The organism is Micromonospora endophytica (genome assembly GCF_003236305.1).
GTDB classification, from domain to species: Bacteria; Actinomycetota; Actinomycetes; order Mycobacteriales; family Micromonosporaceae; genus Micromonospora; species Micromonospora endophytica.
On record NZ_POTX01000041.1, the window covers coordinates 13,099 to 32,650 of the forward strand.

Annotated in this window: 18 protein-coding genes and 1 tRNA gene; 8 read left to right on the plus strand and 11 right to left on the minus strand. The window is 70.4% G+C overall.

What is annotated here, in order from left to right; all coding sequences use genetic code 11:
• Positions 1-107: 107 nt before the first annotated feature.
• The 3 genes from C1I93_RS09045 (at position 108) to C1I93_RS09055 (ending at position 2,168) form a co-directional block, all read left to right on the plus strand.
• Positions 108-193, plus strand: a tRNA-Leu gene (locus C1I93_RS09045).
• A gap of 65 nt (positions 194-258) precedes the next feature.
• On the plus strand, positions 259-1,374 hold the full coding sequence (locus C1I93_RS09050) for an NAD-dependent epimerase/dehydratase family protein (protein ID WP_181445076.1): 1,116 nt from the start codon (positions 259-261) through the stop codon (positions 1,372-1,374).
• On the plus strand, positions 1,371-2,168 hold the full coding sequence (locus C1I93_RS09055; RefSeq protein WP_111242801.1) for a WecB/TagA/CpsF family glycosyltransferase: 798 nt from the start codon (positions 1,371-1,373) through the stop codon (positions 2,166-2,168). Before C1I93_RS09050 ends, C1I93_RS09055 begins: the two co-directional genes overlap by 4 nt.
• 54 nt (positions 2,169-2,222) lie before the next feature.
• Here C1I93_RS09055 and C1I93_RS09060 read toward each other — a convergent pair whose 3' ends face one another.
• A complete protein-coding gene (locus C1I93_RS09060) occupies positions 2,223-4,097 on the minus strand; it encodes a S8 family peptidase (protein ID WP_111242786.1) in 1,875 nt (624 codons plus the stop codon).
• Between the two features lie 221 nt (positions 4,098-4,318).
• Between C1I93_RS09060 and C1I93_RS09065 the strand changes: the two genes are divergently transcribed.
• Positions 4,319-4,921 (plus strand): hypothetical protein, encoded by a 603-nt coding sequence (locus C1I93_RS09065; RefSeq protein ID WP_111242787.1) that lies wholly within the window; start codon positions 4,319-4,321, stop codon positions 4,919-4,921.
• On the opposite strand, the gene C1I93_RS09070 is transcribed toward C1I93_RS09065, so the two are convergent.
• The 3 genes from C1I93_RS09070 to C1I93_RS09080 all read right to left on the minus strand — a co-directional run bounded on the left by C1I93_RS09070 (position 4,889) and on the right by C1I93_RS09080 (position 6,554).
• Positions 4,889-5,290, minus strand: a complete 402-nt coding sequence (locus C1I93_RS09070; RefSeq protein WP_111242788.1) for a hypothetical protein — start codon at positions 5,288-5,290, stop codon at positions 4,889-4,891. The two genes, C1I93_RS09065 and C1I93_RS09070, sit on opposite strands and share 33 nt — an antisense overlap.
• Positions 5,291-5,481: 191 nt before the next feature.
• Positions 5,482-5,703 carry a DUF397 domain-containing protein gene (locus C1I93_RS09075; RefSeq protein ID WP_111242789.1) on the minus strand — a complete coding sequence of 74 codons (222 nt, stop codon included), beginning with the start codon at positions 5,701-5,703 and terminating at the stop codon, positions 5,482-5,484.
• Positions 5,673-6,554 (minus strand): helix-turn-helix domain-containing protein, encoded by an 882-nt coding sequence (locus C1I93_RS09080; RefSeq protein ID WP_111242790.1) that lies wholly within the window; start codon positions 6,552-6,554, stop codon positions 5,673-5,675. The genes C1I93_RS09075 and C1I93_RS09080 overlap by 31 nt, the downstream gene beginning before the upstream one ends.
• Before the next feature lie 465 nt (positions 6,555-7,019).
• On the opposite strand from C1I93_RS09080, the gene C1I93_RS09085 reads away from it, so the two are divergent.
• Together C1I93_RS09085 and C1I93_RS09090 are read left to right on the plus strand one after the other, a co-directional pair.
• Positions 7,020-7,304: a hypothetical protein gene (locus C1I93_RS09085; RefSeq protein WP_111242791.1), complete on the plus strand. Its 285-nt coding sequence runs from the start codon at positions 7,020-7,022 to the stop codon at positions 7,302-7,304.
• Between the two features lie 106 nt (positions 7,305-7,410).
• On the plus strand, positions 7,411-7,839 hold the full coding sequence (locus tag C1I93_RS09090; RefSeq protein ID WP_111242802.1) for a hypothetical protein: 429 nt from the start codon (positions 7,411-7,413) through the stop codon (positions 7,837-7,839).
• A gap of 6 nt (positions 7,840-7,845) precedes the next feature.
• Here C1I93_RS09090 and C1I93_RS09095 read toward each other — a convergent pair whose 3' ends face one another.
• Together C1I93_RS09095 and C1I93_RS09100 are read right to left on the minus strand one after the other, a co-directional pair.
• On the minus strand, positions 7,846-8,625 hold the full coding sequence (locus C1I93_RS09095) for a PASTA domain-containing protein (RefSeq protein WP_111242792.1): 780 nt from the start codon (positions 8,623-8,625) through the stop codon (positions 7,846-7,848).
• A 151-nt stretch (positions 8,626-8,776) separates the two neighbouring features.
• Entirely contained in the window at positions 8,777-9,448 is a 672-nt protein-coding gene (locus tag C1I93_RS09100; protein ID WP_111242793.1) for a PASTA domain-containing protein, read from the minus strand.
• A 120-nt stretch (positions 9,449-9,568) separates the two neighbouring features.
• Between C1I93_RS09100 and C1I93_RS09105 the strand changes: the two genes are divergently transcribed.
• Positions 9,569-10,825, plus strand: a complete 1,257-nt coding sequence (locus C1I93_RS09105) for a hypothetical protein (protein WP_146603466.1) — start codon at positions 9,569-9,571, stop codon at positions 10,823-10,825.
• Positions 10,826-10,893: 68 nt separating this feature from the next.
• Here the strand turns inward: C1I93_RS09105 and C1I93_RS09110 are convergent, their stop codons facing one another.
• Positions 10,894-12,372 (minus strand): glutamate-cysteine ligase family protein, encoded by a 1,479-nt coding sequence (locus tag C1I93_RS09110; protein ID WP_111242795.1) that lies wholly within the window; start codon positions 12,370-12,372, stop codon positions 10,894-10,896.
• Between the two features lie 364 nt (positions 12,373-12,736).
• Positions 12,737-13,318 carry a YceI family protein gene (locus tag C1I93_RS09115; RefSeq protein ID WP_111242796.1) on the minus strand — a complete coding sequence of 194 codons (582 nt, stop codon included), beginning with the start codon at positions 13,316-13,318 and terminating at the stop codon, positions 12,737-12,739.
• 103 nt (positions 13,319-13,421) lie between these two features.
• Here C1I93_RS09115 and C1I93_RS09120 point away from each other — a divergent pair, with 103 nt between their 5' ends.
• Positions 13,422-13,922: a MarR family winged helix-turn-helix transcriptional regulator gene (locus C1I93_RS09120; RefSeq protein ID WP_111242797.1), complete on the plus strand. Its 501-nt coding sequence runs from the start codon at positions 13,422-13,424 to the stop codon at positions 13,920-13,922.
• Positions 13,923-14,184: 262 nt separating this feature from the next.
• On the opposite strand, the gene C1I93_RS09125 is transcribed toward C1I93_RS09120, so the two are convergent.
• The 3 genes from C1I93_RS09125 to C1I93_RS09135 all read right to left on the minus strand — a co-directional run bounded on the left by C1I93_RS09125 (position 14,185) and on the right by C1I93_RS09135 (position 19,506).
• Positions 14,185-16,689 carry an ATP-binding protein gene (locus tag C1I93_RS09125; protein ID WP_111242803.1) on the minus strand — a complete coding sequence of 835 codons (2,505 nt, stop codon included), beginning with the start codon at positions 16,687-16,689 and terminating at the stop codon, positions 14,185-14,187.
• A gap of 113 nt (positions 16,690-16,802) precedes the next feature.
• Complete coding sequence (locus tag C1I93_RS09130) at positions 16,803-17,957, minus strand: acyl-CoA dehydrogenase family protein (RefSeq protein WP_111242798.1); 1,155 nt, start codon at positions 17,955-17,957, stop codon at positions 16,803-16,805.
• A gap of 16 nt (positions 17,958-17,973) precedes the next feature.
• Positions 17,974-19,506: an acyl-CoA carboxylase subunit beta gene (locus C1I93_RS09135; RefSeq protein ID WP_111242799.1), complete on the minus strand. Its 1,533-nt coding sequence runs from the start codon at positions 19,504-19,506 to the stop codon at positions 17,974-17,976.
• Positions 19,507-19,552 lie beyond the last annotated feature (46 nt).

The window sequence follows — 19,552 nt, forward strand, 5'->3', positions numbered from 1 at the left end:
TCCGCAGCGAATGCCATTCGCGGCGATGACCAGGGCCGCGTAATATGGCCGAGGCCCGCTGGGGACAGCGGGACCGGCACGGATTACGCTTCCGACGGTCGGGCCACGGGGAAGTGGCGGAATGGCAGACGCGCACGGTTCAGGTCCGTGTGCCCGAAAGGGCGTGGGGGTTCAACTCCCCCCTTCCCCACCACAGACGAGGGCTCCGCGGCGACGCGGGGCCCTCGCTCCGTATCGGGGCGTTCCGGACGTCACGCTATGCTCCGATGGTTTCTGCCTCCGACGCACCAGGAGTGGCTCGTGAGTGTCGCGTTCGTGACCGGGTCGGGCGGGCTGATCGGCTCCGAGGCGGTCCGGCACTTCGCCGGCCTCGGCCTGGACGTGGTCGGCATCGACAACGACATGCGGCAGGAGTTCTTCGGCGAGGAGGCGTCCACCGCGTGGAACGTCCGCCGGCTGACCGACGAGCTGGGTGCGGCGTACTCGCACCACAGCATCGACATCCGGGACCGGGGCGCGCTGGGCGCGCTGTTCAAGCGGTACGGCCGGGACGTGGCCGTGGTGATCCACACCGCCGCGCAACCCTCGCACGACTGGGCCGTACGCGATCCGTTCACCGACTTCGACGTGAACGCCGCCGGCACCCTGAACGTGCTCCAGAACGTCCGCGAGCACTGCATCGAGGCGCCGGTCATCCACTGCTCGACGAACAAGGTCTACGGCGACCGGCCGAACAGCCTGCCCCTGGTCGAGCTGGAAACCCGGTGGGAGATCGAGCCGGGCCACCCGTACGAGCAGGGCATCCGCGAGGACATGTCGATCGACGCCTGCCTGCACTCGATCTTCGGTGCCTCGAAGGTCGCCGCGGACGTGATGGTGCAGGAGTACGGCAGGTACTTCGACATGCGTACCGCCTGCTTCCGGGGCGGGACGCTCACCGGTCCGGCCCACTCGGCGACCGAGCTGCACGGCTTCCTCGGCTATGTGATGCGGGCCAACATGGAACGCCGGACGTACAAGATCTTCGGATATCAGGGCAAGCAGGTGCGGGACGCGATCCACAGCTCGGACGTGGTCTCCGCGTTCGAGGCGTTCTTCCGCAACCCGCGCTCGGCGGCCGTCTACAACCTGGGCGGCGGCCGGCACTCGAACACCTCGAACCGGGAGGCGTTCGCCCTGGCCGAGCAGATCACCGGCGAGGAGATGGTCACCGAGTACGTCGAGGCGAACCGGATCGGTGACCACAAGTGGTGGATCGGCTCCAACGAGGCGTTCCAGGCCGACTACCCGGACTGGAAGCAGGTCTACGACGTACCAATGATCATGCGTGAGATCTACGAGGCCAACATGGACAAGTGGGTGCCGGCGGCGTGAGAAAGCGGAATGTGCTCGGCGTCCTGGTGGACGCCACCGATTACGCGGAAGCCACCGAGCAGGTGGTGGCCGCGGCGCAGGAACGCCGCCCGCTGGCGCTGACCGCGCTCGCCGTGCACGGCGTGATGACCGGGGTGCTGGACCGGGCGCACAACGCCCGGCTCAACTCCTTCGACGTGGTGACTCCGGACGGTCAGCCGGTGCGCTGGGCGTTGAACCTGCTGCACGGTGCCGGGCTCACCGACCGGGTCTACGGGCCGACGCTGACCCTGCACGTGCTCTCCCGCTTCGCCGACGAGGGACTACCGGTCTACCTGTACGGCTCCACCGACGAGACGCTCGCGCGGCTCATCCCGGCCCTGGAGCGGATGTTCCCGGCCCTGAAGATCGCCGGAGTCGAGTCGTCCAAGTTCCGCGCCGTACGGCCGGGTGAGGACGTCGAGATCGCCGACCGGATCAAGGCCAGCGGAGCCCGACTCGTGCTGGTCGGGCTGGGCTGCCCCCGCCAGGAGGTCTTCACGTACGCGATGCGTCCGCTGCTGGACATGCCGATGATGGCGGTCGGCGCTGCCTTCGACTACCACGCGGGGTTGCTGCGGCAGCCGCCGCCGTGGATGCAGCGGGCCGGGCTGGAGTGGTTCTGGCGGCTCGGGCTGGAACCGAAGCGGCTGTGGCGGCGCTACGTGATCCTCAATCCGGCGTACCTGGCCCGGTTGTTCGCGCAGAAGACCGGGCTGTGGAAGGCGCGGCCACCCGCACCGGCCACCGAACGGCCGACCGGCTTCGCGGTCTGAGCGTACGGCCAACGGGCCCCGGGAAGCTCCCGGAGCCCGTGGCCGCCGCCGACGTCAGAGAGTCAACGTCCAGGTGTTGAGGTAGCCGGTGTCGCCGCTGTAGACGTCGCGGACCGCCAGCTGCCAGGTGCCGTTCGCCGCCTCGCTGGACAGGTTCACCGTGTAGGTGGCGTTCACGTTGTCCGTGCCGTCGAAGATGCTGCTGTTCTTCAGCCGGTACGACGACCCGTCCGGGGCGAGCAGGTCGATGACCAGGTCACCACGGTAGGTGTGCACGATGTTCACCGCCACCGTCGAACTCGACGAGGCGTTGCGGTTGCAGCCGGAGATGGTGATCGAGCTGGTCACCGTGGTGTTGGTGTCCGGGATCGGCACGTCGGTGCCGTTGCTGCCGGAGCAGCCACCGCTGCCGCCGCCGGTCACCGTCAGCGTGTAGGTCGCGGTCTTCGTGCCGGAGGCCGCGCTGCCGGTCACCGTCACGGCGTACGTGCCGGACGGGGTGCCGGCGGAGGTGCTGATGGTGAGCGTCGACGATCCGCCCGAGGTGACAGTGGCCGGGCTGAACGAGGCGGTCGCCCCGGACGGCAGGCCGCTGGCCGACAGGCTCACCGACTGGGCGGAGCCGTTGGTGGTGGCGGTGGCCACGGTGGTGGTCACCGAACCGCCCGGCGCGGCGGAGCCGGAGGTCGGCGACACCGACACCGAGAAGTCGTTCGTCGGCGGTGGGGTGTCGCCGTTGACCACGTAGAGCAGCCGGTTCGGGGTGCCGGTGCCGACGTCGGTGATCACGTTCGGGGTGGCGTTGTTGACCAGGTAGTCCCGGACCTGCTGCGGGCTCCACGACGGGTTGGCCGAGAGCACCAACGCCGCCGCACCGGCGACGTGCGGTGAGGCCATCGAGGTGCCGCTGATGCTGTTCGTCGCGGTGTCGTTGGTGTGCCACGCGGACGTGATGCTCACCCCGGGCGCCAGGATGTCCACGCAGGTGCCGAAGTTGGAGAAGCTCGCGGCGACGTCGGTGTTCTGGGTGGCGCCCACGGTGATCGCCGGCTCGGCGCGGGCCGGGGAGTAGTTGCAGGCGTTCTGCCGCTGGCCGAAGGCATTGCCGTTACCTGCGGCGATGGCGTACGTAACACCCGAGTTGATCGAGTTGACCACGGCGTTGTCGGTGGCCGCGCTCGCCCCACCGCCGAGGCTCATGTTGGCGACGGCGGGCTTCACCGCGTTCGCGGTGACCCAGTCGATGCCGGCGATGACCCCGGCATTGGTGCCGCTGCCGGAACAGTTGAGCACCTTCACCGCCACCAGCCGGGTGGCCTTGGCCACCCCGTACGCCGAACCGCCAACCGTGCCGGCGACGTGGGTGCCGTGGCCGTTGCAGTCGGTGTTGTTGGTGTCGACGGTGTTCGTGCCCCAGGTCGCCCGACCCTCGAAGTCCGAGTGGGTGATCCGGATGCCGGTGTCGATCACGTACGACGTGACGTTCGAGGCGGTGTTCGGATACGTGTAGGAGCTGTTCAGCGGCAGGTTCCGCTGGTCGATCCGGTCCAGGCCCCAGGACGGGGGGTTCGTCTGGGTCCCGCTCAGCGACACGGTGTGGTTCTGCTCGACGTACGCCACCGCCGGGTCGGCGGCGATCCGGGCCGCGACCTTGGCGCTGGCCCTCAGCTCGGCGCCGCGGACGGCCGCACTGTACGTCCGGGCCGTCGTGCCCCCGTGCCGCCGAAGCAGCCGGTCCACCGAGGTACCTACCGCGCTGCGGCTGACCTCGCTGTCCTTGAACACGACGATATAGCTGTCTGCGACGGCCGTGGTGCCGCCGGCACTGCGGATGGTGCCGACCGGCTCCGCGGCCATGGCTGGCGTCGCCGCCGCCACCATCGCCAACGCGGCCAGTCCGACGAGTACGGACCTGTGTGGAAGAGCCATCTTCCTACCTCCCTCTGACCGGCGCCGATCGTCCACCTACTCGTGGCAGGTTGATCGATAACTGCCGATCAAGGTGAGGGTAATGGGGTGCGTGCGGAGAGTTAAACATGCCGAATTCCCCATAACACCGGCGGGATGGTGTCCCCTACGGGACCGGTACGGGGATGAACCGGGGGTGGGCCCGGATTCGACAGACGTGAAAACGGGAAAGGCTCAACAACATGCAGAGCCACCTCGCCCTCCTGATTCCGGTCGCCGCCGTGTGGTGGGTCGCCGGGTATCTCGCCGACGGATTGCCCCGGATGGCCCATGCCCGCGGGCTCCGCCGGCACGCCGGCTGGTTGCTCGCGTTGACCCTGGCCGGGCTCAGCCTGACGGTTGCTCTGCCGATCGCCGGCTTGGCCACCGCCGGCGCGACAGTGGCGGACCGGGCCGCCGGCGGACTGGCGCTGGCCGCCGTTCCCGCGCTGGTGGTAGCGGTCTGCACCGTACGCCGGTTGCGACGGCTCCGGGCTGGGGCGGTTGCGCTGGCCGTCGCGCCCCGGACCCCGGCTCCGCACGGATTGCGCGCCGCAGCCGCCCACCCGCTGATCGGGCTGCCGTTGCAGGTGACCGGGCTGGCGCTGGTGCCGGCCGTGATCGCGGCCAGCGGCGCCGGTCAACTCCTCGGGCCGGGGGCGGCCGGGCCCGCCGTCACGGTCGGGGCGCTGGGCGTCGCCGCCATCGGCGTACGCCACGCGCTGCGTCACAACCGGCTCGCCGAGCGGGCCATGCCCCAGCGGGCGACGGCCTCAGCGCGTTCGGCCGGCGCTCTGCACGTATAGCAGTTCCAGGATCGCCCGCGTCGCCTCGAACCAGCGGTCCAGCCAGTCCGGCGGCGGCACGCTGCCCTTCGGCGGCAACTCCATCATCAGACCCCGCAGCAGCGGGTGGTCCACGAGGGAACCGCCGTCCCCGGTCGACCAACCGGAGGCCGGGAACGACGGTTCGGTGAGCGGATTGGGATCCAGCGACGGCAGGGTGAGCGGCGACGGCGGCTCGGTCGCCATCGAGCTGTCCCGCCCGACCGTCTCGTTCTCCGTCGACACCACCTCGGTCAACACCGTGTCGCGGCGGGCACCGCGGTACTTGCCGCCGAACCGTTCCGGCTTACCCGGCCCGTTGGTGAGGTTCTCTGACCCGATACTCGTCATCGTCTCGCCTGCCTCGCTCGGTTACCCACCCTGCTCCGGGGGGTCGTCGACCAGCGCGTACCGCCAGGTACAACGAGACGGAGACGCTGTGGCGACGGCAGTGAACGGAGTCGCCCGCGCCCGTGGACGCAGATGGCGGATCCCCGCCCGGCCACGCCGGACGGGGACCCGTCAACACTGTTACCGGGGGGTCAGCCCTGGCCGAAGACGCCGTTCCGAGTGCTGGCGACGAAGGCGTGCCAGTCACCCGGAGCGAAGACGAGAGCCGGGCCTGTCTTGTCTTTCGAGTCCCGGACCCCGATCGCTCCGGTCACGTACGCCACCTCCACGCAGTTGTCACAGTTCGGCCCACTCTTCGAGCTCTTGAACCAGTTCGCCTGCGTCAGGTCGACCGGGAATCCTTGCGCGGCCATTTCCACAACGGCTCCTCTGCCAGTCTCGCGATGTATCCGACGGACTCCTCCGGACGCATGGCCGCTGCTCGAATGTGATCGAAGATGAAGCTGTACTTCTGCAGTTCGTCGCTCTTCTCCAGAAAAAGCCCACCCGTGGCGTTCTCCGCGTACACGACATCCGGATCACCTGGCTCGGGGAAGCTGAGGATAGTGAAGGTGCCGTCCATGCCGGCGTGCGCTCCCACCTCGAAGGGCAGGATCTGGAGCGTCACGTTCGGCAACTGGGCCATCTCCACCAACCGATGCAGCTGGTCACGCATCACCGTGTCCCCGCCAACCGGACGGCAGATCACCGCCTCATCGAGCACCGCCCATAGATCGACCGGATCGTCCTGGGTCAACAACGACTGGCGGCCGATTCGGACACGCACGCGTTGGCGTACCTGGTCGGTGGTGAAGTCAGGGCGGGCGGCGCGGATCATCGCGCCGGCATACTCCTCGGTCTCCAGCAACCCTGGAACGACCTGCTGTTCCCAGGCGCGGATCGAGCTGGCCGCCGCCTCCAGGCCCACGAACGCACCGACCAGCACCGTGCTGTAGGGATGCCACCAGCCCTTCTGCCGCGCCTCGCGGGCGATCTGCACCAGCTCGTCGCTCTCCGGACCCACCACGCCGTAGATCCGGAGCATGTCCCGCACGTCGCGGGGGGTCGCGGTGGTGTGACCGGTCTCGATCCGGGAGATCTTCGACGCCGAGCACTCCAACTGCTCCGCGACCGCCTCGATGGTGATGCCGGCCGCCTCGCGTTGGCGACGCAGTTCGGCACCGAGCCGGCGCCGCCGTATCGTCGGGCTGCGCCGCTCGCTCACGGTGTCACCTCTCCGCCTCGACGCGCCACTCTCACCACCGCCTGGGGCGCGACCATCGGACGGCGGGCGTTCGCGGCATGGGGTGGAGCCGGCCCTCGGCCCGGCCGCGGCGGGCGAAACCGGCCCTCAGTGTGCCGTCCGGATGGTCACACGTTCAAGCGCCGTTTCGCGCGAGCCGCTCACGTATCAGCAAACGGCTACCTGCAACTTGCATGAAGCACCCTCCTGGGGCACTCTGTCCGTATGACCTGGGTTACGCACCGTTCCGACATTGTTTCCCGGAGTGATCATCACCTCCGCGGCGGAACGGTCCACACCCCCGGCTCCCGCTCCGCCACCAGCGGATCCGGAGCCGATCGGGCCAGCCGCACGAACCGGTCCACGAGACACGTTCCCGTCGCCGGAGCCTGATCCCCCGCCAGCCCCCTGCCGGCCCTCCGCCGGCCGACCATTTCAGGAGTCCATGTGCTGCCCCGCTCCGGTGACGTACTGCACGTGACACGCGCGGCAAGTGTCCAGTTCCGCAAGCCCATCCTGTTCCGGGTGATCCGGGTGCTCGATCGGCCGACCTACGACGGCTGGGTCTGGCTTGAGGGCTACGAGTTGAACGCGGCGGGGGACGCGGTCAACCGGCGCTCGATCTTCGTACAGCGAGCTGGGCTGCGGCAGTTGCACGCCGCCGGCCAACCGCGTCCGCACGCCGTGCGCTCGGCCCGCCGACCCACGCAGGCCTCGATGCGGGTGGCCTGAGCCTCCCGAACAGCCACCGGCGGGCATACCGGCACCATAGAATCGGTGTGCCCGCCCCGGCACTTCTCCACCCCGCGCGTCCAGGACCTTGGAACCTGGGATGGTCATGGTCAAACTGTCCGCGCGGTGGCCCCACCGGTCTCGCATCGTCCACGCCTTCGGACTCCTGACACTGCTCGGTGCCACCATCCTGGTGGTGCTGGTCCGCGATCCCGCCCTGTCGTCCACCCGACTGGCCGAGCCGGTCCCGGCTCCCGAAATCACGGTGGTGCAAGGCGACCCACTCGACCCGGACGGATCGGGTGGCGCGTCTGACGAGTTCGCCACCGACACCGCCGAGGCATCCACCGAGCAGCCGCTACCAGGTCACGGCGGCTCCGCCCCGTCCGCTGACGAACCGGCGCTCCCCGGTCACGCGACAGGTGAGCGCACCTCCACGGAAATCAGCCGGTCGCTGTTCTGGTCGGGGGTCTTCGGATTGTCGATCTCGCTCGCCGGCCTGGGATTGGTCGGCACCAGACGCCGCAGGTGGTGAACGCCGTCATCCGGTGGGCGTAGCCGTGGCGGTCGGCGCGGAGGTCGGTTCGGTGGTTGGCGCCGTGGTCGGCGTTTCCGTCGTCGGCGACGGGCTCGGCCGGGCCTGGGCGACCACGAGCGTCACCTCCTCGCCCGTCTCCACCAGTTCGCCCGCCTCCGGGGCGGTGGCGATCACGGTGCCGGGCGGCTGCTCCGATGCGCGGTACACCACTCGGTGGTCGAGACCGAGTTGCTCCAGCAGCGCCCGGGCCGCGTCCTCCGAGCGGCCGACCAGCGGCGGCATCGGCAGTTGCGCAGGTGCCGGGCTCGTCGTCGGCGGCGACGGTGAAGGCGAGCGCGGAGTCGGCGAGGCCGACTCTGCGGTGGCTGTGGTGGTCGGCTGCGGTGCCGGTCCGTCGTCCTCCGCAGCCTGGCTGGCCAGCCACACTCCCACCCCGATCAGGCCGAGCAGGAGCAGCAGGATGATCCCCCAGAGGATCGGCAGCCACCAGCGCCGGGCCGCCTGCTCGTCGCCGTACCAGACGTCGCCGGCCGATTCCGGGTCGTCCCCGGGCCGGACCGACGGCACCTCCGCACGCCCGGACCAGGCCGCCGGCCCAGACCGCTGCGCCGGTGGCAGCGGCGCGGTTCCCGCCGTCGGTGCGGTCTCGTCCGGCGTACGCCCCGTCGGTGCGGTCCTGTCCGGCGTACGCCCGAGCGGTGCCGTCTCGTCGGGATGCCCGGCGGCGGACGGCGGCAGCGGGCGGGTCTGGTCGTGGGGCGGCTCCTGGCGGTCGTCGCTCATCGCACGTCCCCTTCCGCCGGTCGGGCGGGCATCGAGGCCCCTGCCGGTCAACCTAGTGGTTCTCCGGCCCATCGGCCCGCATCACCGCGCCCGATACGTACGAGAGCAGCCGCAATTGCCCTGACGTGGGGATCCTTTCCGGCGCGTCGGATCAGGGACTTTCGTCGTCGCTCGGTGCGGCGCCGCACCAGATCGAGACGACGTCGTTCCACCGTCCAACGGTGTCGGCCTCGGGGTCCTGGGCGGTGACCGTTCCGGATCGCCCACTCGGATAACGAGGCGTGAACCCGTCGTCGACGAGTTCCGCGCGCGCCTCCTCGCACGAGTCCCCGATCAGGTCCGGCACCTCGTTCGGCGGTGCCGCGCCAGCCACGTTGAGCACCACGGTGATGCCGCGTTTCACCGGGGTGCCCGCCGCCGGTCTGGTGCTCCGCACGCTCGAACTGCTTCCGCTGCTGCCGAAGACGAGTTGCCAGCCCAGCCCGAGGTCCCGCAGTTCCTCCCGGGCTTCCTCGAATTCCATGCCGACCAGGTCAGGAACGGTGAAGCCGCTCGTCGGGCTCGGCGCGGCGCTGCTCGTCACCGGGGCCGGAGTCGGTCGACCGCGCGAGGGTGAGGGGGTGGGCCTGGCGCTGGGAGTGGGGCTGCTGGCCGCTTCGACAGGCGGGGTCACCGGCGGCTTCTGGTCACCGGCCAGCACCCAACCACCGGCCGCACCGATGACCGCGAGCAGCGCGGCCGCCAGGCCACCGCCGACTATCAGTCTCCGGTCCGACCCGGCGTCACCGCGCCCCGACCGCCCGTCCATGGTTCCGTCAGTCATCGTCCACCGCCCTGTCACCGGCGACCGTACCCGGCGGGGCCAAGCACTGTCCGTCACCGCTCACCGCCTGGTACGCCGCACGACTCGCCGCACCGACCACAGGACGTTACGCTGCCCGGCATGGCCAGAGTGGGCTGGGGAGGATCGACCGCCACCGCGGCCGGCGTGGCCGCCGGTGCCGGGGCGGCCCAACTGGGCTTCGGGTACGGCCTCGGCATCCTCAACTGGGCACCGGCCGACACGACCGCCAGCACGGCAACCTGGGTCGCCAGTCTGATCTGGGCCACCTGGATCGCCGCCACCTCGACCATCGTCGGTGCGGTCTGCGCCCAGCGGCTGCACGATCGCCGCTTCGCCGCCCCATCGGGCAGCTCCGTGCCGGGCACTGATGCTCCGCCAGCGAATGCCGACCGGCGAGGCGACGGCCTGTGGTGGACCGCGCTTTCCGGCGCTGCCGCGCTGGGCGCACTGATAACGGTGCTGCTGGTCGCCGTGCCGGCCCGGGTCGCGGTGGTGCCGGACACTGCGTCGCCCCGGGACATGGCCGCCAGCTACGCGGCGCTCGGTGTGTTGATCGGTGCACTTGTCGCGCTCTGGGCGCTGCGCTGCCGGGCGGCGGCCGCCAACGTCGTCGCCACCGCCGGATGGCTCTGGCTGCTGGCCGTGGTCGCCGTGGTCGACTCGGTGCTCGCCGGTCGCGGCCTGACCACCGCGCAGCTCGGCATCTGGCAGCTCAGTTCGGACAGCGACCAGTTCTGGGTCCGGGACTACTTCTACTGGCCCGGTGCAGTTCTCTCGCTCGGATCGGCGCTGCTGATCGGCGTGCTGGCCGCCCGGCGGGGCGTTCGGGAGGCCGACCGTCGGGTCGGCGCCACGGCCTCGGGCGCGGCCGGTCCGTTGCTGGTGGCGGTGGCGTACCTCCTGGCCGTACCGAGGCTTACCGCGATCAGCCCGGAGCAGGTGTCCGCACACCTCATCGCCCCGTACGCGGCGATCGTCGGCGTCGGGGGCTCGGTCCTGGTCGCGGCGCTCGCCCAGCGGACAGCCCGACGGGCCACCGACCGGCCGGTCGACGCTGTGCCCACCGCAGCGGTGCCCCGGCAACGCACCGGCACCACTGCCGACACCGGCCCCGCCACCGTGCCGGTGCCTGCCGCACCACCTCGAACCGACACCGCACCTCACGCCACCGACACCACGCCGCAGGACCCCGACACCAGCACCAGCACCGGCCCGGACACCAGCACCGACGCCACCGGCCAAGGCACGAGCACCACGCACCAGGACACCGGCACCACGCAGCAGGAGGACGCGGGTGCCGAGAGCGCGTCCCGGGGCACGGGCCGCCGGGCCCGGACGCCGCGCCGGCCGCGCTGAGAAAGCACCGGCAGGTGCCCAGGCCGGTAGCCGGCGGAGTCGTAGCGGCGGGCGGGACGCTGCCGGGCTCAGTCGACCGGCCAGGTGTGCACCGGCTCGTTGCTGCGCTGCAACTCCGCGTAGCACTGGAGCATGTGCCGCAGCGCGGCACGACGATCCAGGTTCCGGTGCCGCTCGGCGGACCAGACGGTGGCGGTCTGCCAGGCAGCCCCGTTGCGACCGGTGCGGCACCGCTGCTCGATGATGCCGAGCAGGCGGTCACGCTCGGCCGAGACGACCCCGAAGGCGTCGAGCCCCGCTGCGGCGATCGGCAACAGCACGTCGAGCACCAGGGTGGTCACCGGCACCTCGCCGAGCCGTGGCCAGTGCAGGATGGCGTCCATGCCGCGCCGGGCGGCGGCGTGGAAGTTCTCCTCCGCCGAGCTGAAGGTCAGTTGGCTCCAGATGGGCCGGTCGGCTTCGGCCAGGCCACGGACCAGGCCGAAGTAGAAGGCGGCGTTGGCCAGCATGTCGACGACGGTCGGCCCGGCGGGCAGCACCCGGTTCTCCACCCGCAGGTGCGGGCGGCCGTCCATGATGTCGTACACCGGCCGGTTCCACCGGTAGACCGTGCCGTTGTGCAGCCGTAGCTCGGCCAACTCGGGCACGCCGCCGGCGTGCAGCACCTCGACCGGGTCCTCGGACTCGCAGATCGGCAGCAGCGGCGGGAAGTATCGGACGTTCTCCTCGAAGAGGTCGAAGATCGAGGTGATCCAGCGTTCGCCGAACCACACCCGGGGACGTACCCCCTGGGCCTTCAGTTCGTCCGGCCGGGTGTCGGTGGCCTGCTCGAACAGGGCGATCCGGGTCTCCGCCCAGAGCTGGCGACCGTAGAGGAACGGCGAGTTGGCACCGACCGCCACCTGTGCCGCGGCGATCGCCTGTGAGGCGTTCCAGTAGTCGGCGAAGCTGTCCGGCGCGACCTGGATGTGAAACTGGAGGCTGGTGCACGCCGCCTCCGGCGCGATCGAGTCGGTGTGCGTACGCAGCCGCTCCACTCCACGGATGTCGAGTTCGATGTCCTCACCCCGGGCGCCCACGATCTGGTCGTTGAGCACCCGGTACCGCTCATTGGCCGAGAGGTTGTCCGCCACCAGGTGACGCTCGGTCAGCGTGGGCAGGATGCCGACCAGGACGATCCGGGTGTCCGAGCGGGCGGCCCGGTCGTTCGCCCGACTCAAGCTGGCGGTCAAGTCATGCTCGTAGTCGGCGAAGCCCTTGCCCTCGATCAGCCTCGGGTTCGCGTTCAGTTCCAGGTTGAAGCGCCCCAACTCGGTCTGGAACAGCGGATCGGCGATGGCAGCGAGAATCTCGTCGTTGCGCATCGCGGGCTCGGCGCTCTGATCCACCAGGTTGAGTTCGATCTCCAGTCCGGTCATCGGCCGGTCGGCGTCGAACCCGAAGTCGTCAAGCATCAACGCGAAGACGTCCAGGCAGCGGCGGACCTTCTGCCGGTAGCGGACCCGATCCTCACGGGAGAAGGCGGCTCGATCGACGTCCCTGCCCATGTTTCCTCCCGGCGCGCGACGCGACGGAACGGTGCCCGCTCCGCAGCGCATGGTGAACCATACTCGGTGAAAGTGCCGAACCGGTCGACCCGAGGATCGGTCCATTGCCGCAGTCCACTCGCGGTGCGGAGCCGAGAACTTCCCGATCCACCAGTCCAGACGCCCCCGACGGCATCTCTACCCAGTCGCGCGCGCGAGCCAGCGAATCGACCGGCGAACATTCTGTGACAATTGACATCGACCCGGCCAAGCGGGGCAGCCGAGCAGACAGCCGCGATTCGGGCGCGGCCGGGGCTACCGCGGGCGGTAAAGCGCAACCGACCGGCCCGCGCGGTGTGGCGCGGGCCGGTCGGGTGTACGGAGGTCAGGACTGGCGGATGGCCTCGCCCTCGATCTCGATCTTCACCTTCTTGCCGACCAGAACACCGCCCGACTCCAGGGCGACGTTCCAGGTCAGACCGAAGTCCTCCCGGTCGATCTCGGCGCTCGCGGAGAACCCGAAGATGTCCTGGCCGAACGGGCTGCGACCGACGCCCTCGAACTCGACCTTCAGGTCGACCGGACGGGTCACGTCCTTGATGGTCAGCTCACCGGCGAGGACGAACTCGTTGCCCTCGTGGGACTTCACGCCGGTGCTGCGGTATTCCAGGGTGGGGAACTTCTCCGCGTCGAGGAACTCCGGGCTGCGCAGGTGCGCGTCCCGGTCGGCCTGGGCGGTGTTGATGCTGGCGGCCTGGATGGTGGCGGAGACCGAGGAGTCGAGAGGCTGCTCGGCGATGGTGATGGTCGCGCTGGCGTCGGCGAACTCACCGCGCACCTTGCTCACCATCATGTGCCGGGCGACGAAGCCGACCCGCTTGTGCGCCACGTCCAGCAGGTAGGTGCCGGCCGTCGGGATGGTGAGGCCGTTCCAGTCGCGGGTAACCGACTCGGTGCTGCTGGTCATGAGAAACTGCCCTCCGGGAAAGATTGTTTGTTAGCCCAACGGCTGCCTCAGCAACTATATCCTCGACAATATTCCCCGTGTCAAGGACTGGTAGGATGGGCTGGTGAACCCGAATGTGTTCGACGACCCTCGGATCACCGCCGTTGGCCTGCTCTTCGAGGTCCACGCCGGGCTGTCCGCCCGCTTCGCCGCGCAACTCGACGAGCACGGACTGTCAACGGTCGAGTTCGAGGTGCTGACCCGCCTCGCCCGGTCACCGGGCAACCAACTCCGAATGACCGACCTCGCCGCCCAAACCTCCCTCTCCACCAGCGGGGTCACCCGAGTGGTGGACCGGATGGAACGCGACGGCCTGATCACCCGCCGCGCCTGCCCCACCGACCGGCGCAGTTCGTTCGCCGTGGTCACACCGACCGGCCTGAGCCGGCTCGACGAGACAGTGCCCGGCCATCTCCAGCTCATCGAGGAGTGGTTCACGGGCCAACTCGATCCGCCCGCGCTGGCCGCGACGCTCGACGGCCTGCGCCGGGTACGCGATGCCGTCAACCCCTGCGCCACCGCCGGCAGCGGCGGACGCACCGAGGACCAAGCGGAAGCCTGCTGAGGTTCATGGCAGAGCAGCCTGCCGTACGCGGACGCCAAAACCCACACTGGGCAACTGTCGGTGTCGGGCCATCCAGCCGAGCGTGACGATATCGGCAGAAAGAGCGGCAGAAGCGCCGTTCCAATGGTCGATAGCTCCGCAAAACCGGCAGGCGATCTGGCGTCGCCTGACTACGCTCGCGACAGCGGGGGGCATCGGGGGGTGCCGGCGCGGGCGATGAGCGAGGGGTGACAAGGGGGCTTCCTCGCCCGCGCCACCCCGTTCACCTCGGGGTGTCGCCCCGGGTCGGGTGCAGCGGACGCAGCTGTTCCGCCTCGTGTCGCAGCAGTCGAATCCCGCTGTCCCGGCAGACCCGGTCAAGCCGATCGAGCACTATCGGCTCCGAGGTGCTCACGGCCAATCCCACCAGCGCCTCCACCACGGTCCGGCGGGTCCAGTTCGCCCCGACCGCCTCCACCGCGGCGGCGTACCACTCCGCGGCGCCCTCCCGGTCACCCCGGCTCAGCGCGAGATGCCCCTCGACAAGCGCACCGGTGGCACCCAACGGACGCAGTTCGGCAAGCACCTCCGCCGCCTCGGCGGGCCGGCCGCCCTGGGCCAGCGCCAACCCCAACGTGCCGAGCGCCCGACGTCGCTGCCGCGGCACGCCCAGGTCGGTGAGGTCCGCCAGCACCTTCCGCGCTTCGTCGGCCGCATCGGCGTACCGGCCCTCCAGCCGGAACACCTCCGCGACCGTGCTCCGGGCCAGCACCCGCAGGCACCGCTCGCCGCACTGCCCACCGAGCCGGTCCACGACGGCGAGCCGACGTCGGGCGGCAGTCAGATCTCCGATCCGGATCTCGTGCCACGCCAGGTGATGCTGTGCGACCGCCATCTGGCGGACCAACCCACCCTCGGTGGCCAGCGCCAACACCACCTCGGCCTGCTCCCGGGCCTGCTCCGGTCGGCCGGTGGCGGCCAACAGGACCGCCAACACCGTGCGCGCCTCCAACTCACCGGACACGTCACCCAGGCGGCGGAACGCGTCAAGCGCCACCCGGGCGGTGCGTATCTCCTCGCCGGCCGCGCCGTGCTCGCCGGCGAGCAGTGCGACGCCGAGCGACGCCCAGGCTCGCAGCGCCGGATCGGCGCCGTCGGTACGCGGATCGGCGAGCAACCGCAGCAGCCACTGCCGCCCCGGCACGTCGCGTCCGCGTACTCGCCACCACCAGGGCAGGTTGGTCGCCAGGCGTAACGCGGTGAGCGGATCGTCAGCTGTCGCGTACGTCAACGCGGCGCTGATGTCGGCGCTCACCTCGTCCAGACGGTGTGCGGCGGTGGTGGTGGCACCGGCACCGGCCGGCCCGGACGCGGTTCGCTCCACCAACCGGGTGATCACCTCGGCGTGCCGGCGGTGGAGTTCGCTCGACTCGCCCGCCTCGATGGCCTGCTCGACCGCGTAGTCCCGGACCATGTCCACCAGCCGGAACCGAAACGGCCCGCCTCCGCGTACGCTCAGCAGCCCCAGGTCGAGGAAGCGATTCAGCAGCGAGACCGGATCGACGGCGAGGCCCGGGGCGACGAGCATCTCCTCGGCCAGCTCGACGGACCATCGGCCGCGGAACATGGCGAGCCGGCGCAGCGCCAGTCGCTCCTCGGTCGTCAACAGCCGGTAGCTGGTCGCCATCGCGTCGCGCAGCGTCTTCCGCACCACCCCAGAGGTGCCGCCCGCCTCCCAGCCGGTCCGGGCCCCACCGGAGGTGTCCAGGTCCAGCACCCGGTCGCCGTACCGGTTCAGCAGTTCGTTCAGGTCGAGCAACCGGCCCCGCGCCGCCATCAGTTCGATGGCCAACGGCAGTCCGCCCGACCGCCGGACCAGCGCGGCGAGCGCCGGCAGTTCGGCCGCCGCCGGTGGGTCCGGCCGGAGCTGGGCGAGCCGCGCGGTGAAGAGCGCCACCGCCGGATATCCGGCCAGCGCCGCGGGATCGATGTCGCCGGGCGGTGGCACGTCCAACGGTGACACCGGACGGACCCGCTCGTCCGGCAACCCGACCGGGTGCCGGCTGGTGACAAGCATCCGCAGCGACGGCACCTCGTCGACGAGTTGTCGCAGCGCGCCGGCCACCGGCCCGGGTGCCTGTTCGGCCGCGTCCACCAGCAGCACCGCCCGCCGATCGCCGAGGTCGGCGATCAACTCGGTCATCCGCGTGGCACCCAGCGCTTTGATCGCGGCGGCGAGCACGGCGCCGGCGTTCGCTCCGGCACCGGCCAACACGCCGGTGAGGCCACCCGGATCGGCGGCGAGGACGGCGTGGACCACCGCCAACGCGAGTGCCGTCTTGCCGGCCCCGGCCAGCCCCACCAGAGTCACCACCCGGGGACCGTGTGGCTCGCGCAGTGTCGTGACCAGTTCGATCAGATCCTGCTCCCGTCCGACCAGCTCGGGCGGCGGCGGTAGGCGAGCCGGCGTACCCGAAACGGGTGCTGCTGCCGGCGCACCGGCTTTCCCGTCGGCGACTGCTCCCGGGGCGGCGGGCCGGGCGGCGGCCAGGAACGCCGCGCGGTCGGCACCGGTCAGTCCGAGCGCGTCGGCGAGCAGCTCGACAGTGGTGCGCTGCGGGCGCGATGAGCGCCCGCGTTCCAGGTCACGGACCGTCCGTACGCCGATGCCGGCATGCGTCGCCAGCTCGGCCTGGGTGAGGCCGGCAGCCAGGCGGTGCCGTCGCAGCAATTCAGGCAAGGTCGAGGGCGAGCCCGACCCGGATGGACGATCATGACGCGAAGTCATGGTCACGGACACTACGGGCGGACTCCGACAGCCGACACGTCATCGTCTATCACCCGACCGGCCGATGCCGAAACCCGACAATGACCGGTCTTCCGGACCCGGCGCGGTTGTGCCTACATGCCGAGGTCGCGCGCGATGACCATGCGCTGCACCTCGGAGGTGCCCTCACCGATCTCCAGGATCTTGGAGTCCCGCCAGAACCGGGCCACCGGGTACTCGTTCATGAACCCGTACCCGCCGTGGATCTGGGTCGCCTCGCGGGCGTTGTCCACCGCGACCGTGCTGGCGTGCAGCTTCGCGATGGCCGCCTGGCGCTTGAACGGCTCACCGGCCAGCATCCGGGCCGCGGCGTCGTAGTACGCCAGCCGGGCGGTGTGCGCCTTCATCTCCATGTCCGCGACCTTGAACTGGATCGCCTGGTAGTTCCCGATCGGCTGGCCGAAGGCGTGGCGCTGCTGCGCGTACTTGATGGACTCGTCGACGCAACCCTGGGCCAGGCCGACCGCCAGCGCCGCGATGGCGATCCGCCCCTCGTCGAGGATGCGCAGGAACTGGGCGAAGCCCCGGCCGCGCTCACCGAGCAGGTTCTCCGCCGGCACCCGGCAGTCGTCGAAGGTCAGCTCGTGGGTGTCCGAGGCGGTCCAGCCGACCTTGGAGTAGCCGGGCGCGACGGTGAAGCCGGGCGTACCGCTGGGCACGATGATGGTGGACAGCTCCTTCGCGCCGTCCGGCCGGGTGCCGGTGACCGCGGTCACCGTCACCAGGGCGGTGATGTCGGTGCCCGAGTTCGTGATGAACGCCTTCGATCCGTTGATCACCCACTCGCCGGTCGACTCGTCCAGCACCGCCCTCGTCTCGGTGCCACCGGCGTCCGAGCCGAAGCCCGGCTCGGTCAGCCCGAACCCGGCCAGTGCCTCGCCGCTGAGCAGCTTCGGCAGCCACCGCGTCTTCTGCTCGTCGGTGCCGAACCGGTAGATCGGCATCGCGCCGAGCGAGACCGCCGCCTCCAGGGTGATCGCCACGCTGGAGTCGACCCGGGCCAACTCCTCCAACGCCAGGCAGAGGGCGAAGTAGTCACCGCCCATGCCGCCGTGTTCCTCGCTGAAGGGCAGGCCGAACAGCCCCATCTTGCCCATCTGGCGGACGATCTCGTACGGGAAGGTGTGCTGCTCGTAGTGCTCCGCGATGACCGGCGCGACCACCTCGCGGGCGAAATCCCGCACGCTGTCGCGCAGCGCCTCGTGCTCCTCGTTGAGCCGAAAGTCCATCGGGGTTCTCCTTGGTTCAGACCGGGGTGACGCCGTGCCGGCGGCGGGAGAAGTGGCGTTCCTTGGTGCCGGCTGCGGCGAACCGGCGGATCAGTTCGGTACGCAGGTCCTGCGGCTCGACGATCGCGTCGATCACGAGTTCGCTGGCGAGCCGGACGATGTCGATGTCCTGCTCGTACTCCGCGCGCTTCGCGGCGACGAAGGCGGCCCGCTCGTCCGGGTCCTCGATCGCGGCGATCTTGTTCGCGTACACCGCGTTGACAGCTGCCTCCGCGCCCATCACCGCGATCTTCGCGGTGGGCAGGGCGATCGTGGCGTCCGGCTCGAACCCCGGCCCGGCCATCGCGTAGAGACCCGCGCCGTACGCCTTGCGGACCACCACACAGATCTTGGGTACGGTCGCCTCGGAGATCGCGGTGATCATCTTTGCCCCGTGCCGGATGATGCCCTGCCTCTCCACCGCGCTGCCGACCATGAAGCCGGGCACGTCGCTCAGGAACAGCAGCGGCACGTTGAACGCGTCGCAGAGCTGCACGAACCGGGTCGCCTTGTCGGCCGAGTCGACGAAGAGCACCCCGCCCTTGAACATCGAGTTGTTGCCGACCACGCCGACGACCTGGCCGTTGAGCCGGCCGAACCCGACAGTCAGCTCCTTGGCCCAGAGCGCCTGGATCTCAAAGAAGGAACCCTCGTCGAGCAGGCCCTTGACGTACCGCCGCATGTCGAACGCCTGCCGTTCGCTCGCCGGCACCAGTGCGGCCAGGTCCGCCTTGGCGGGCGCGTCGACCGCCTCGACGGCTGGCGGACGCTGGGTCCAGTTCGCCGGCAGGTACGACAGGTAGCGCTTGACCACGTCGAGCGCCTCGGCCTCGGTCTTGCAGAGGAAGTGCCCCACGCCGGACTCGGCGCAGTGCACCTTTGCCCCGCCCATCGCCTCCAGGGTGGTCTTCTCACCGGTGACCATCTCGACCATCCGGTCGGAGCCGAGGTACATGCTGGCGTTGCCGTCGACCATGGCCACCACGTCGCAGAACGCCGGGATGTACGCGCCGCCCGCGGCGCTCGGCCCGAACAGCGCGCAGACCTGCGGAATCGAGCCGGAGGCGCGTACCTGATTCCAGAAGATCTTCCCGGCGCCGCGCCGGCCGGGGAAGAGTTCGACCTGGTCGGTGATCCGGGCCCCGGCCGAGTCGACCAGGTAGACCATGGGCACGCCGGTGTCGTACGCCCGCTCGATGATCCGAATGATCTTCTCGACGGTACGCGCACCCCAGCTGCCGGCCTTGACCGTGGAGTCGTTCGCCATCAGGCAGACCTGTCGGCCGTCGATGGTGGCGGTGCCGGTCACCACCCCGTCGGCGGGCAACCCCTCGGCCAGGGCGTTCGCGTACAACCCGTCCTCGACGAAGCTGCCCTCGTCGACGAGCAACGCGACCCGCTCCCGGGCGAACAATTTGCCCTTCGCCGCGTTCGCCGCGTGGTATTTCTCCGCACCACCGGCCCGGACCCGCTTGCCGAGTTGCTCCAACGCCCCATCGTCGACGGTCACCGCAGCTCCCCACCCCGACCGACCTGAACGATCGTTAGGCTACCCC

What these genes read in the sequence shown, in the direction of transcription:
- C1I93_RS09050 (WP_181445076.1), top strand. Translation starts at nt 259, where the DNA reads ATGCTCCGATGGTTTCTGCCTCCGACGCACCAGGAGTGGCTCGTGAGT.
- C1I93_RS09060 (WP_111242786.1), bottom strand. Translation starts at nt 4,097, where the DNA reads ATGGCTCTTCCACACAGGTCCGTACTCGTCGGACTGGCCGCGTTGGCG.
- C1I93_RS09065 (WP_111242787.1), top strand. Translation starts at nt 4,319, where the DNA reads ATGCAGAGCCACCTCGCCCTCCTGATTCCGGTCGCCGCCGTGTGGTGG.
- C1I93_RS09070 (WP_111242788.1), bottom strand. Translation starts at nt 5,290, where the DNA reads ATGACGAGTATCGGGTCAGAGAACCTCACCAACGGGCCGGGTAAGCCG.
- C1I93_RS09075 (WP_111242789.1), bottom strand. Translation starts at nt 5,703, where the DNA reads ATGGCCGCGCAAGGATTCCCGGTCGACCTGACGCAGGCGAACTGGTTC.
- C1I93_RS09090 (WP_111242802.1), top strand. Translation starts at nt 7,411, where the DNA reads ATGGTCAAACTGTCCGCGCGGTGGCCCCACCGGTCTCGCATCGTCCAC.
- C1I93_RS09095 (WP_111242792.1), bottom strand. Translation starts at nt 8,625, where the DNA reads ATGAGCGACGACCGCCAGGAGCCGCCCCACGACCAGACCCGCCCGCTG.
- C1I93_RS09100 (WP_111242793.1), bottom strand. Translation starts at nt 9,448, where the DNA reads ATGACTGACGGAACCATGGACGGGCGGTCGGGGCGCGGTGACGCCGGG.
- C1I93_RS09105 (WP_146603466.1), top strand. Translation starts at nt 9,569, where the DNA reads ATGGCCAGAGTGGGCTGGGGAGGATCGACCGCCACCGCGGCCGGCGTG.
- C1I93_RS09110 (WP_111242795.1), bottom strand. Translation starts at nt 12,372, where the DNA reads ATGGGCAGGGACGTCGATCGAGCCGCCTTCTCCCGTGAGGATCGGGTC.
- C1I93_RS09115 (WP_111242796.1), bottom strand. Translation starts at nt 13,318, where the DNA reads ATGACCAGCAGCACCGAGTCGGTTACCCGCGACTGGAACGGCCTCACC.
- C1I93_RS09125 (WP_111242803.1), bottom strand. Translation starts at nt 16,689, where the DNA reads ATGACTTCGCGTCATGATCGTCCATCCGGGTCGGGCTCGCCCTCGACC.
- C1I93_RS09130 (WP_111242798.1), bottom strand. Translation starts at nt 17,957, where the DNA reads ATGGACTTTCGGCTCAACGAGGAGCACGAGGCGCTGCGCGACAGCGTG.